12 protein-coding genes are annotated in these 12,733 nt (G+C 72.2%); 9 read left to right on the top strand and 3 right to left on the bottom strand.

Going from position 1 to position 12,733, the window contains the following annotated elements; all coding sequences use genetic code 11:
• Positions 1-144 precede the first annotated feature (144 nt).
• From rpsB to rlmN, 7 genes are all read left to right on the top strand, one after another.
• Positions 145-1,071, top strand: a complete 927-nt coding sequence (gene rpsB, locus G6553_RS05950) for a 30S ribosomal protein S2 (RefSeq protein WP_166190059.1) — start codon at positions 145-147, stop codon at positions 1,069-1,071.
• A gap of 116 nt (positions 1,072-1,187) precedes the next feature.
• The gene (gene tsf / locus G6553_RS05955; protein WP_166190061.1) at positions 1,188-2,000 is read left to right on the top strand and encodes a translation elongation factor Ts; all 813 of its coding nucleotides are present in this window, start codon (positions 1,188-1,190) and stop codon (positions 1,998-2,000) included.
• A 103-nt stretch (positions 2,001-2,103) separates the two neighbouring features.
• Entirely contained in the window at positions 2,104-2,817 is a 714-nt protein-coding gene (pyrH, locus tag G6553_RS05960; RefSeq protein ID WP_166190063.1) for a UMP kinase, read from the top strand.
• 93 nt (positions 2,818-2,910) lie between these two features.
• The gene (frr, locus tag G6553_RS05965; protein ID WP_347565538.1) at positions 2,911-3,465 is read left to right on the top strand and encodes a ribosome recycling factor; all 555 of its coding nucleotides are present in this window, start codon (positions 2,911-2,913) and stop codon (positions 3,463-3,465) included.
• 15 nt (positions 3,466-3,480) lie between these two features.
• Positions 3,481-4,374 carry a phosphatidate cytidylyltransferase gene (locus tag G6553_RS05970; RefSeq protein ID WP_166190067.1) on the top strand — a complete coding sequence of 298 codons (894 nt, stop codon included), beginning with the start codon at positions 3,481-3,483 and terminating at the stop codon, positions 4,372-4,374.
• Between the two features lie 24 nt (positions 4,375-4,398).
• Positions 4,399-4,758, top strand: coding sequence for a hypothetical protein (locus G6553_RS05975; protein ID WP_166190069.1), 360 nt, complete (start codon positions 4,399-4,401; stop codon positions 4,756-4,758).
• A 46-nt stretch (positions 4,759-4,804) separates the two neighbouring features.
• A complete protein-coding gene (gene rlmN, locus G6553_RS05980) occupies positions 4,805-5,929 on the top strand; it encodes a 23S rRNA (adenine(2503)-C(2))-methyltransferase RlmN (RefSeq protein WP_166190071.1) in 1,125 nt (374 codons plus the stop codon).
• A gap of 118 nt (positions 5,930-6,047) precedes the next feature.
• On the opposite strand, the gene G6553_RS05985 is transcribed toward rlmN, so the two are convergent.
• The 3 genes from G6553_RS05985 to G6553_RS05995 are packed head-to-tail and all read right to left on the bottom strand — an operon-like array spanning position 6,048 to position 9,869.
• Positions 6,048-7,808, bottom strand: coding sequence for a TIGR03767 family metallophosphoesterase (locus G6553_RS05985; protein WP_207619412.1), 1,761 nt, complete (start codon positions 7,806-7,808; stop codon positions 6,048-6,050).
• A 56-nt stretch (positions 7,809-7,864) separates the two neighbouring features.
• A complete protein-coding gene (locus G6553_RS05990; RefSeq protein WP_166190073.1) occupies positions 7,865-8,959 on the bottom strand; it encodes an LOG family protein in 1,095 nt (364 codons plus the stop codon).
• A 22-nt stretch (positions 8,960-8,981) separates the two neighbouring features.
• Complete coding sequence (locus tag G6553_RS05995) at positions 8,982-9,869, bottom strand: RIO1 family regulatory kinase/ATPase (protein WP_242680040.1); 888 nt, start codon at positions 9,867-9,869, stop codon at positions 8,982-8,984.
• 199 nt (positions 9,870-10,068) lie between these two features.
• Between G6553_RS05995 and G6553_RS06000 the strand changes: the two genes are divergently transcribed.
• Together G6553_RS06000 and G6553_RS06005 are read left to right on the top strand one after the other, a co-directional pair.
• Complete coding sequence (locus tag G6553_RS06000) at positions 10,069-11,520, top strand: M1 family metallopeptidase (protein WP_166190074.1); 1,452 nt, start codon at positions 10,069-10,071, stop codon at positions 11,518-11,520.
• Positions 11,517-12,722 carry an AGE family epimerase/isomerase gene (locus tag G6553_RS06005; protein WP_166190076.1) on the top strand — a complete coding sequence of 402 codons (1,206 nt, stop codon included), beginning with the start codon at positions 11,517-11,519 and terminating at the stop codon, positions 12,720-12,722. The genes G6553_RS06000 and G6553_RS06005 overlap by 4 nt, the downstream gene beginning before the upstream one ends.
• Positions 12,723-12,733 lie beyond the last annotated feature (11 nt).

The following is a 12,733-nucleotide window of genomic DNA, read 5'->3' on the forward strand; positions in this document are numbered from 1 at the left end:
CGGGTCGGGTCGCGCGCCGGCGTCAGGGCGACCGGCACCCGTCGGCTCGCGGCAACTGAAAACGACCGGAGCGCGTCACCGGTCCGCCCTCGTTCGCAAGGGCGGGCACACGGCGGCGGCTCCACACACAGGAGAAAACACACCATGGCAGTCGTGACCATGCGCCAGCTCCTCGAGAGCGGCGTTCACTTCGGGCACCAGACCCGTCGCTGGAACCCGAAGATGAAGCGCTTCATCATGACCGAGCGCAACGGCATCTACATCATCGACCTGCAGCAGTCGCTGGCCTACATCGACCGCTCCTACGCCTTCATCAAGGAGACGGTGGCCAAGGGCGGGACGATCATGTTCGTCGGCACCAAGAAGCAGGCGCAGGAGGCGATCGCCGAGCAGGCGACCCGCGTCGGCATGCCCTACGTCAACCAGCGCTGGCTGGGCGGCATGCTCACCAACTTCCAGACCGTGCACCAGCGGATCAACCGGCTCAAGGAGCTCGACGAGCTCGACTTCGACAACGTCGCCGCCTCGGGCCGCACCAAGAAGGAGCTCCTCCAGATGCGTCGCGAGCGCGACAAGCTGGAGAAGACCCTCGGCGGCATCCGCGAGATGGGTCGCACCCCGTCGGCCGTCTGGATCGTCGACACCAAGAAGGAGCACCTCGCCGTCGAGGAGGCTCGCAAGCTCCGGATCCCGATCATCGGCATCCTGGACACCAACTGCGACCCCGACGAGGTCGACTTCCCGATCCCGGGCAACGACGACGCCATCCGCGCCGTCGGGCTGCTGACCCGCGTGGTCGCCGACGCCGTCGCCGAGGGCCTCATCGCCCGCTCGGGTGGCAAGGCCGCCGCTGAGGGCACCTCGGCCGCCGCCGAGCCGCTGGCCGAGTGGGAGCGCGAGCTCCTCGGTGGCGAGGCCGAGCAGGCCGCCGTCGAGGCGACCGGTGGCGACGCCGCCGCCACCGAGGCCCCGGCCTCCGAGGCGACCGGCGCGTCCTCCGAGGGCGCTGCCTCCGACGAGGCCGCGGCCGCCGCGACCGACGAGCCGGCCGCCGAGCAGCCCCAGGCCTGACCGTCCACCGACGCGGCGCCGCACGTACGACGTACGCGCGGCGCCGCGGCGATGGTCACGGCGGGCGTGAGCCCGCTCCAGTCTTCCGATTCCTGCGACCCAGACGGGACAACACCATGGCGAACATCTCCGCCGCCGACGTCAAGAAGCTCCGCGAGCTCACCGGCGCCGGCATGATGGACTGCAAGAAGGCCCTGACCGAGGCCGACGGCGACTTCGACAAGGCCGTCGAGATCCTCCGTGTCAAGGGTGCCGCGAAGGCCGAGGCCCGCGGCGCCGAGCGCGAGGCCACCGCCGGCCTCGTCGCCACCTCCGGCGGCGCGCTCGTCGAGCTGCGCTGCGAGACCGACTTCGTGGCCAAGGGTGACGAGTTCGTCGCCACCGCCCAGAAGATCGCCGACGCGGCCGCCGAGGCCAAGGCCGGCGACGCGGAGGCCCTCAAGGCCGTCCAGCTCGGCGACAAGACCGTCGGCGACGTCGTCGCCGACCTCGCCGTCTCCATCGGCGAGAAGATCGAGCTCGGCCAGGTGGCGTACTTCGAGGGCTCGACGGTCGTCTACATGCACAAGCGTGCCGCCGACCTGCCGCCCGCCGTCGGCGTGCTCGTCGAGTTCGAGGGCGACGAGGAGGCCGCTCGCGGCGCCGCGATGCAGATCGCCGCGATGCGTCCGCAGTACCTCACCCGCGACGAGGTCCCCTCCGACGTCGTCGACCACGAGCGCAGCATCGCCGAGCAGAAGTCGCGCGAGGAGGGCAAGCCCGAGCAGGCGATCGCCAAGATCACCGAGGGCCGCCTGAACGGCTTCTTCAAGGAGGTCGTCCTCCTCGAGCAGGCGTCGGTGACCGAGAACAAGAAGTCGGTCAAGGCCGTCCTCGACGAGGCCGGCACCACCCTCAAGCGCTTCGCCCGTTTCGAGGTCGGCGCCTGAGGCACTAGGGTCTGGCCAGACATCACGAGGAGGCCGGTTCGATGGAGCAGACACTGTCCATCGGGCCGGCCTTCGTCGTGCCCACCGAGGAGAGGAGAGCCGGGTGACCGCGTACCATCGCGTCCTGCTCAAGCTGTCGGGCGAGGTCTTCGGTGGCGGCGAGGTCGGGGTCGACCCCGACGTCGTGCAGAAGGTGGCCCGCGAGATCGCCGCGGTCGCGCGGGCCGGCGTCCAGGTCGCGATCGTGACCGGCGGCGGCAACTTCTTCCGCGGAGCCGAGCTCCAGCAGCGGGGGATGGACCGCGCCCGGGCCGACTACATGGGCATGCTCGGCATCGTCATGAACTGCCTGGCCCTCCAGGACTTCCTGGAGAAGGAAGGCGTCGAGACGCGCGTGCAGACCGCCATCACGATGGGCCAGGTCGCCGAGCCGTACATCCCGCGCCGCGCGATCCGGCACATGGAGAAGGGCCGGGTCGTCATCTTCGGCGCCGGCATGGGCATGCCGTTCTTCTCCACCGACACCGTCGCGGTCCAGCGTGCGCTGGAGAGCAAGTGCGACGTCGTGCTGGTGGCCAAGAACGGTGTGGACGGCGTCTACAGCGCCGACCCGCGGGTCGACCCCACCGCGACGAAGTACGACGACCTCACCTACGACGAGGCGATCAGCCAGGGCCTGCGGATCATGGACCAGACGGCATTCGCGCTCTGCGGCGAGAACAAGCTGCCGATGGTGGTGTTCGGCATGGAGCCCGAGGGGAACATCCTGCGTGTCGTGCAGGGTGAGAGGATCGGGACGTTGGTCAGCGCCGGCTAGGCGCCGACGACCCCCGCAGCGAGAGCACGAGCCCGGCACGGGCGTGAGCAGCCACAGCGACGAGACGAACGCGAACCAGTAGGAGCACCGGTGATCAACGACATCCTCAACGAGGCCGACAGCAAGATGGACAAGTCGGTCGAGGCGACGCGCGAGGAGTTCGCCGCGATCCGCGCCGGCCGGGCCCACCCCAGCATGTTCGCCAAGATCATGGTCGACTACTACGGCACGCCCACGCCGATCCAGCAGCTCGCGTCGTTCACCGCTCCCGAGGCGCGCACGATCCTCATCTCGCCCTTCGACCAGGGCGCGATGAAGAACATCGAGAAGGCCATCCGCGACTCCGACCTCGGCGTGAACCCCGCCGACGACGGCAAGGTGATCCGCTGCGTCTTCCCGGAGCTGACCGAGGAGCGCCGCAAGGAGTACATCAAGGTCGCCCGCGGAAAGGCGGAGGACGGCCGGATCGCCGTGCGCAACCTGCGCCGCACCGCCAAGCAGAACCTCGAGAAGCTCGAGAAGGACGGCGAGGTCGGCAAGGACGACGTCACCGGCGCCGAGAAGCGGCTCGACGGCATCACCAAGAAGCACACCGACGCCATCGACGAGATGCTGAAGAACAAGGAGTCCGAGCTCCTCGAGGTCTGAGGGCTCGGGGACTCCATGACCGACTCCCCGACGCCGGCGGCAGCGCCGGCCAAGGACCACGGGCGGGCCGGCCGCGACCTGCCTGCCGCGATCACCTCGGCGGTCGTGCTGCTCGCCGCGATCGCCGCGTCGCTCTTCTTCTGGAAGACGGCGTTCATGGTGATCGTGGCGGCGGCCGTCGTCGTCGCGGTGTGGGAGCTGCGCAAGGGCTTCCTCGCCAAGGGCATCGACCTGCCCGAGCAGCCGCTGATGATCGGCGGCGTCGTGATGGTCGTGGTGGCGTACTTCTACGGAGCACCCGCGCTCGTCACCGCCACCGCGGTCTCGGCGCTGGTCACGATGCTGTGGCTGCTGCGCCGCGGCATCGACGGCTACGTGCAGAACGCCACCGCCTCGGTGTTCACGCTCGTCTACGTGCCGTTCCTCGGCTCGTTCGTCGCGCTGCTGCTCGCCGAGGGCGGGACCGGCCTCGGCTCGGACTCCGGCGGCTCGGGCCTCGAGAACCCCGGCGTGCAGGGCATCATCACGTTCATCCTGGTCACGATCGCCTCGGACATCGGCGGGTACATCGCAGGCGTGCTCTTCGGCAGGCACCCGATGGCTCCGGTCATCTCGCCGAAGAAGTCGTGGGAGGGCTTCGCCGGGTCGCTGGTGTTCACCGTCGCCGCCGGTTGGGCGCTGGTGACCTACCTGCTCGACGGCGACTGGTGGGTCGGCATCGCGCTCGGGATCATCGCGGTGGTCATGGCGACCCTCGGCGACCTGTGCGAGTCGGTCATCAAGCGCGACCTCGGCATCAAGGACATGAGCCAGGTCGTCCCGGGCCACGGCGGGCTGATGGACCGGCTCGACTCGCTGCTCGCGACCGTCGCCCCGATCTGGTTGCTGCTGCACTACGCGGTCTTCTGACCCGCAGCCGTTAGGGTCCCGGGGATGGAGACCGAGCACGTGGACGAGACCGCTCCGGGGGAGGACCCTGCGGACCGGCCGAGCTGGTGGCACCGCGACCACCCGGTGTTCACCCCGCTCAGCGGCTTCTTCACCGGCCTGGTCGCGATCACGCTGCTGCCGGGGATCTACGCGGCGGTCCTGGGCGCGATGTTCTCCAACGAGCGCGCCGAGGACCTGTTCCCGTTCGTGCTGGTGCTGCTGCTCGTCCCGCTGGGGTTGCTGGCGGTGCCTCGGACGCGGCGGTTCGGGGCGTACCTCCTCCTGGGCATGGTGCTCACCGCGCTCGTGGTCGCCGGCGTCGCGGCGCTCGTCCTGTGGGTCATGGTCGAGACCGGCTCCTGACCGAGGATTGAGCCGGGTGACCGGCCGGGTGGGAGACTGGACGGCGATGTCCGACCCGAAGCCCCTTCCTCTCGTGTTCAACGAGCCGCGCGGCCGCAAGAAGCCGCCGCGGCACCTCGCCGACCTCACCTCCGCCGAGCGCAAGACGCTGCTGGAGGAGCAGGGGCTGCCGGGCTTCCGGGCCAAGCAGCTCTCGACCCACTACTTCGGCCGCCTGGTCGACGACCCGGCCGAGATGACCGACCTGCCGGCGACCCAGCGCGAGGAGCTCGTCTCCGCGCTGCTGCCGCAGCTGATGACTCCGCTGCGCACGCTCGAGGCGGACCGCGGCACGACCCGCAAGACGCTGTGGAAGCTCTTCGACGGCGCCCTCGTCGAGTCGGTCCTGATGCGCTACCCCGACCGCGCCACCGTGTGCGTCTCCAGCCAGGCCGGCTGCGGCATGGCCTGCCCGTTCTGCGCGACCGGGCAGGGCGGTCTCCAGCGCAACATGTCGACCGCCGAGATCGTCGAGCAGGTCGTGGCCGGCGCCCGGGCCATGGGCCGCGGTGAGGTCCCCGGCGGGCCGGGGCGCGTCTCGAACGTGGTCTTCATGGGCATGGGTGAGCCGTTGGCCAACTACAAGGCGGTCATCGGCGCCGTACGCCGCCTCACCGACCCCGCCCCCGACGGCCTCGGCATGTCGGCGCGCGGCATCACCGTCTCCACCGTCGGCCTGGTGCCGCGGATCAACCAGCTGGCCGAGGAGGGCATCCCGGTCACGCTCGCGCTGAGCCTGCACGCACCCGACGACGAGCTGCGCAACGAGCTGGTCCCGATCAACACCCGCTTCTCGGTCGCGGAGACCGTCGAGGCGGCCTGGAACTACGCCCGGACCACGAAGCGCCGGGTCTCGATCGAGTACGCCATGATGCGCGGCATCAATGACCAGGGTCACCGCGCCGACCTGCTCGGCGACGTCCTGAACGCCTACGGCGACTGGGGCTGGGTGCACGTCAACCTCATCCCGCTCAACCCCACCCCGGGGTCGAAGTGGACCGCCTCGGACCCCGCCGACGAGCGCGAGTTCGTCCGCCGGCTCGAGGCCAAGGGCATCCCCACGACGGTCCGCGACACTCGCGGCCGCGAGATCGACGGCGCCTGCGGGCAGCTCGCGGCCGTCGAGGCCTGAGGCCCCGCCCACCACGGGAGTCCCTCGCATACCGGGGCAGATCTGCCCCGGTATGCGTCGGGGTCCCCGGTGAACCGGGGACCCCGACACCTCAGCCGACCAGCGACCGGCGCGCGGCCTACCAGCGCAGCGGGTTGGCGATGAGCAGCTCGACGTTGCGGTCCTGACGGGTGCCGGTGCGGCCGACGGCGCGCTCGTGCCAGTCGTTCGCGGCCAGCTCGCGGCCGATGGAGGCCAGCGCGTGCGTGTCGTCCAGGTCGGCGGCGTCCGGCGCCACCGGGCCGCCATGGTCGACCATCGTGGCGAAGATCGAGAGCGTGCGGTCCTTGTTGTTGGCGATCTCGATCAGCCGCGACTGCTGGGGCCAGTCGATGTGGGAGGCGGTGTTGATCTCCCAGAAGCCGCCCTTGCCCTGGGGCTTCTTGCGTGCCCAGACGTTGTTGGTGTGGGTGTGGCCGTTGACCCAGGCCACGACGTTCGGGTGGGCCAGCAGGGTCGTCACGACCTCGTCGCCGAGCACCCGGTTGCCGCCGGCGTTGTTGTCCATCGAGGTCGAGGTGTGGTGCGAGCAGACGACGACGAGCTTGTTGTCCTTCTTCGCCTGCTTCAGGGTCGACTTCAGCCACGCGTGCTGGGCCTGGTCGATCGAGCCGTTGGACCCGCCGGCGAGGTTGACCGTGTCGAGACCGACGAAGCGGATCCGGCCGCGGTCGAGGGTGTAGTACGCCGTGCCGTCGGCGAGGTTCTGCTGGGTGAACCCGTGACCCTTGAGCCAGGTCTTGGTGGTGAAGTGCTCCGCGACGACCTCGGCTCGCGAGAGCAGGCGCCGGTCGGGGTCGGACGTGACGGTGCGGGCACCGGGGGAGCTCATCACCTTCTGCAGGATCTCGGTGACCCGCCCGGTGGCCAGCGCGAGGAGCACCTCGCCCTTGCTGACCTCGGCCGGCGGCGAGATGACCTTCGTCGATCCCGTGGCGACGGCCGACAGGCCCTCGATCGCGGTCGGGAAGTTGCCCTGCACCAGCCCGTCGTGGTTGCCGAAGACCGAGATCCACGGCATCTTCAGGCCCTCGGCGGTGAACGGCCGGCGGGCGGCGTCGAGCAGCCCCGGGAAGGCGGGGAAGCCGTACTTCGCCCGCGGCCGGTCCGGCTCCACGCCCTCGGGGAGCGGGTCGGGGTGGTAGTAGTGGATGTCGTAGAAGCCGGGCTCGAGGTCCGCGACCCCCTCCCACTTCTCCAGGTCGCCCGAGTCGATCCGGACCTCGCCGCCGTCGAGGACGTCGATGTTCCAACGGATCTCGTTGAGCTGGGCGTTGTCGGAGTTGTCGCCGGTCTGGACGGCGAGCGCGAGCGGCTTGCCGGTGACCGGGCCCTTCCCGATCGCGTTGATCTCGCGCACCATCGAGTCGGCGATGTGCGCGGCGAGCATCTCGTGCGGGCGGTAGGAGGAGCTGAGCAGCCCGGTCGGTCCGTTCTCGGCGTCCTCGTCGTCCCAGCGGTCGACCCACTCGACGCGGAGGGGGGACTGCGCGTCGGTGACGTGGACGTCGCTGAGCTGGGCGAAGGCGAGGACGCCCCGGCGCCGCTTGACCCGGCCCTTCTTCGGCTTCACGCCGAGGTCGGTGCGCACGACGTGCTTCTCGCCAGGACCGGCGACCAGGGTGGTGTAGCCACCCGGGCCGGGAGCGGCCTTGCGGATGACACCGGCGAGCGTGGTCCGGCGAGCGGCCGCCGCGACGGCGGAACCCGCGGAGGACGCGGCGGACGAGGCCGCGGTGGCGGCGGAGGAGACCGCGCCCGAGGCGGCGGCCGTGGCGGCGAGGGCGGCAGCACCGGCGGACCGGAGCAGCTGGCGGCGGGAGAGGTCTGGCATCGGCATGGTGCGAGAACCCTAGGTGTGACCGCCGACACTCGGGTGGGTATTGCCCGAATCCGTCACCGGTTCGAGACCACGAGCGCGGCCGCCTCCTCGACGGTGTCGACCAGGTGCACGTGCGGCTCCATGTGCCGGCCGCGGGCCAACGACCGCAGGAGCGGCCAGACCGGGAACGTCTCGGTCCAGTACGAGCCGCCGACCAGCACCATCGGCGCGACCGACGACTCGTCGGCGTAGTAGTTCTCGCACGCGTCCTGGAAGACCTCCTGGACCGTGCCCGCCGCGCCGGGCAGGAAGACGATCCCGGCGTCGCACACCTCCAGCAGCACCGCCTCCCGGGTGGCGTTGCGGAAGTACTTCGCGATCGCGGTGGCGAAGACGTTGGGCGGCTCGTGCCCGTAGTGCCAGGTCGGGATGCCGAGGGTCTCGGCGGGGTCCGGGTGCGCCGCGCACACGTCGAGGGCGGCACGCGCCCACGCGCCGATCGAGGGACGGTACGACGGCACGCGCGCCAGCCCGGCGAGCGCGGCGGTCAGGTCGTCGGCGGAGCGGCGCGCCAGCCTCGCGCCGAGGTTGGCCGCCTCCATGGCGCCCGGCCCGCCGCCGGTGGCGACCGTGCAGGACCCCGTGCCGGCCAGGGCGTGCCCGAGCGCGGCCGCGGCGGCGTACCCCTCGGACCCGCGCTCGAGCGCGTGGCCGCCCATCACCCCGACCAGCCGGCGGCCGGTGACCCAGGAGGCGAGCGCCTGGTCGACGGCGTGGTCGTGCAGCGCCTGGGCGAGCGCGGTCTCGGGCGTGGACGGCTCCTGCGACCAGGCGTAGGCGCGCGCGTCGAGGGAGTCCGGGTAGTCGCCGTGGCCGAAGAGCTCCGCCGCGGTGTAGAGGTCGGCGCGCGCCGTGTCGAGCGGTGCGCCGGCCATCGTCGGCAGGACGAGGGCACCCTCGGCGAGCAGGCGCTCGGCGTCCCCAGGCGCGAACGTGCAGCCGAGGAACGCGGCCCCCGCCACGCGGCACCGCGCGAGGAGGTCCGAGCGCTCCGTCAGGTCGAGCGCGCGGACCCGCCAGCCCGACAGCGAGGTGGCCCCGGCGGCCAGGCGGCGGTCGAGGTCCGCGAGCGACTCGACGTGGACGACGCGGCCGTGGGTGCTCTTCACCCGGCCAACCTAGGGGCCGTCCCTAGAAGGCGTGGGCCAGCAGCTCGCCGAAGAGCTCCTGCTCGTCGACCTCCAGCCCGCGGGCGCGGAACCACCGGCAGACGTTGGTGCAGTCGCGGAGCAGGTAGTCCATCCCGTTGAGGTTGCCGACCAGGTCGACGACCTGCGGCAGGTCGATGACGACCAGGCGCTCGCCGGCCGCCAGGATGTTGTAGGGCGACAGGTCACCGTGGACCACCCCGTGCTGGACCATCACGGCGAGCGCGTCGCGCAGCTGGTCGAAGTACGACGCCAGCAGTGCCGGCGCCGGCCGGGTCTGCGCCAGCCGGGGCGCGGTCTCCACGCCGTCCTCGCCCTCGACGTGGATCCACTCCATCAGCAGCTCGGTGCCGTCGAGCTGCACGGGGTAGGGGACCGGCAGGCCGAGCGACCAGAGCCGCTTCAGCGCCTCCCACTCCGAGAGGGCCCACTCGCCGGCGGCGACCTGGCGGCCGAAGGTGGACTTCCGCTTGACCGCGCGCTCCTCGCGGGAGCGCTTCCGGCTGCGGCCCTCGGTGTAGGACGCGGTTCGGTGGAAGGTGCGGTGCTCGGAGGAGCGGTAGCGCTTCGCCGCCATGACGACGCGGTCCGGCTCGTGCGGGTCACCGCGCTCGAGCAGGAAGACGTCGGCTTCCTTGCCGGTCTTGAGGATGCCGAGGTCGGTGTCGACCGCGCCGCGGGAGGTGACGAGCCAGTCGGGCCAGGGCTCGGGTCCGCGCGCGAGCGGCTCCACGTCGTACCACGTCGTCCAGCGCTGGCCGTCGTCGAGCTCGTCGTAGGTGCGCCACTCGGTGACGAAGGCGGGGTCGACCTCGACCGCGGAGAGGTGGTCAGGGGTGGTGCGGGGTTGCTGCGGGTCCTGCAGTGACAAGGGTGCTCCAGGGATGCGAGAGGAGAGGGGCTGCTGGGGGCAGGCCGGAGACAGTCATGGACATGTCACGCTCCTCTCGATCGCGGGGCCGCTGCCGGAACGCCACGGCGCCCGGTTCGGGACCATCATCGAGGTCCTCGAGCGGTCGTGGCAACGGGATTGCGACCGCCCCGTCGGTGCCCCGGGTTACCGTTCCGCCGTGCCCCGAACCCGTCGGTTGCTGACCGGTCTGCTCACCGCCGCGCTGCTGCTCGGCGGATCCGCGGCCGCCCTGCCTGGCGAGCGCGCCGCGACGGGTCCGCGGCCCGGCGCGGCCGGGATCGGCGACCCGTACTTCCCCCGGGACGGCAACGGCGGCATCGACGTCCGGCGCTACGACGTCGACGTCAGCTACGACTTCGCGCGCGGCCGGCTCTCCGGCACCACCCGGCTGACGCTGCGGCCCACCCAGGCGTTGTCGCGGTTCAACCTCGACCTGCTCCTCCCGGTGGAGGACGTCCGCGTCGACGGGCGCCGCGCCGGCTGGACCCGCCCCGACCGCCACGAGCTGCGCATCCGGCCCGCCCGGCCGCTCGCCGCCGGCGAGGTGGTGACCGTGCTCGTGCGGTACGCCGGCCGTCCCGCGAGGTTCGGCTACGCGGGCGAGCGGAACTGGCTGGCCGACGGCGGCGAGGTCGTCGCCATGAACCAGCCGCACATGGCGCCGTGGTGGTTCCCGGCCAACGACCACCCGCGCGACAAGGCCGTGATGGACGTAGCGGTGACCGTGCCGGCGGCCAAGCAGGTCGTCGGCAACGGCCGGCTCGTCTCGCGCACCGTCCACGGCCGGACCGCGACCACGCGCTGGCGGGCCGCGGAGCCGATGGCGCCATACCTGGCGTTCTTCGCCGCCGGCCCCTTCGAGGTCGACCGCGGCACCGACCGCGCTGCCACGCCGGGCGAGCGGGACCTGCCGTGGTACGTCGCCGTCTCCCGCCGGATCCCCGAGCCGGACCGGTCGCGGTCGATGGACCTCATGCGCCGGACGCCGGCGATCGTCCGGTGGACCGAGCGGCAGGTGGGCGACTACCCGTTCGGGTCGACCGGCGGGCTGACGACCAGCCTCGACCCGGGGTTCGCGCTGGAGAACCAGACGCGGCCGACGTACCCCGTCATGCACGGCGACGGCGCGCTCGCCACGGTCGTGCACGAGGTCGCCCACCAGTGGTTCGGCGACTCGGTCTCGGTGCGTGGCTGGCGCGACATCTGGGTCAACGAGGGTGCGGCGACGTTCCTGGAGGCGCGGTACGCCGAGACGCACGGCGGCGTGCCGGCGCAGCGGTGGATGGAGCGCACCCACGCGGCGCTGGCCGGCTCCGAGGAGTTCTGGGACCTGCGGGTCGACGACCCCGGGCCGAGCCGGATGTTCGCGGCGCCGGTCTACGTGCGCGGCGGGATGACGTTCCAGGCGCTGCGCCAGCGGATCGGCGAGGACGACTTCTGGCAGCTGTTGCGGACCTGGGTGCGCGACCGCGCCGGCAGGCACGGCTCCGGCGCCCAGCTCGAGGCGCTCGCGGAGCGGGTGAGCGGGGAGGACCTCGACGCGTTCTTCGAGGCCTGGCTGCGCGCGCCGCGACCGCCGGCGCGCACGGCCGCCAACGGGTTCGCGTGACCGTCGACCGCACGCTCCTGGACCCGCTGCTGGTCTTCGCCGCCGGCGCGCGGCTGGACCGCGGGTTCGGCCACCTCGACCGGGACGGGTCCGTCGATGGTGGGCGCGGGCTGGAGCTCTGGATCAACGCGCGGATGACCTACGTCTTCGCGCTCGCGTCGATGCTGGACGACGCGGGTCCGGTGCCGGCCCGGGAGCTGGCGCGGCACGGCGTCGACGCACTCTCGGGGCCGTTCGAGGACCGCGTGCACGGCGGCTGGTGGAGCGCCCTCGACGCCGATGCGGTGCCGACGCAGGACACGAAGTCCTGCTACGACCACGCCTTCGTCGTGCTCGCCTCCGCCGCCGCGGCGGTCGCCGGTGTGCCGGGCGCGGGCGACCTGCTCGAGCGTGCGCTGGCGGTGCACGAGCAGCGCTTCTGGGACGAGGCGCGGGGTCTCTGCGTCGAGTCGTGGTCCGGCGACTGGTCGGTCGCCGAGGGCTACCGCGGTGCCAACGGCTGCATGCACACCGTCGAGGCCTACCTCGTCGCCGCCGACGCCACCGGCGACCCGGTCTGGCGTGCCCGGGCGCTGCGCGTCGCCGAGCACCTCGTCGACCGGGTCGCCCGCGCGCACGACTGGCGGGTGGTCGAGCACTTCGACGCCTCGTGGCGGCCGCTGCCCGAGCACAACCGGGATCGACCGGCCGACCCGTTCCGCCCCTACGGCGCGACGCCCGGTCACGGGCTGGAGTGGGCCCGCCTGCTCGTCTCGCTCCGCGCCGCGGTCGAGCGCGCCGGCGACGAGCCGCCTGCCTGGCTGCTCGAGGCGGCCGTCGGCCTCTTCGACCGGGCGGCCGCCGACGCCGACGAGGGCCGCACCGGCTTCCCCTACACCATCAACTGGTCGGGGGCGCCCGTCGTCGACCAGCGGTTCCACTGGGTCCACTGCGAGGCGGTGCTCGCTGCCGACGCGCTCGCCCGGGCGACGGGCGGGGAGCGGTACGCGGCGCTGGCGGAGCGGTGGTGGACCTTCACCGTCGAGCACTTCGTCGAGGGCGATGGCTCGTGGCTCCACGAGCTCGACGTCCGCCTCGCGCCCTCGGGTGGGACCTGGCCGGGCAAGCCCGACGCCTACCACGCGGCGAACGCCCTGCTCCTCCGGTCGCTGCCGCTCGCTCCTTCCGCCCCCGTCGCCCTCCGCGGCCCGGTCGCTGGTTGAGCCGGCGCCCT

Origin of the sequence: Nocardioides sp. IC4_145, from assembly GCF_011250565.1 — a bacterium.
Classification (GTDB): Bacteria; Actinomycetota; Actinomycetes; order Propionibacteriales; family Nocardioidaceae; genus Nocardioides.

Bases quoted from the DNA above. Each gene is read 5' to 3' on its own strand.
- G6553_RS05985 (WP_207619412.1), bottom strand. From the start codon at position 7,808: ATGCCGATGCCAGACCTCTCCCGCCGCCAGCTGCTCCGGTCCGCCGGT.
- rlmN (WP_166190071.1), top strand. From the start codon at position 4,805: ATGTCCGACCCGAAGCCCCTTCCTCTCGTGTTCAACGAGCCGCGCGGC.
- G6553_RS05970 (WP_166190067.1), top strand. From the start codon at position 3,481: ATGACCGACTCCCCGACGCCGGCGGCAGCGCCGGCCAAGGACCACGGG.
- G6553_RS05975 (WP_166190069.1), top strand. From the start codon at position 4,399: ATGGAGACCGAGCACGTGGACGAGACCGCTCCGGGGGAGGACCCTGCG.
- rpsB (WP_166190059.1), top strand. From the start codon at position 145: ATGGCAGTCGTGACCATGCGCCAGCTCCTCGAGAGCGGCGTTCACTTC.
- tsf (WP_166190061.1), top strand. From the start codon at position 1,188: ATGGCGAACATCTCCGCCGCCGACGTCAAGAAGCTCCGCGAGCTCACC.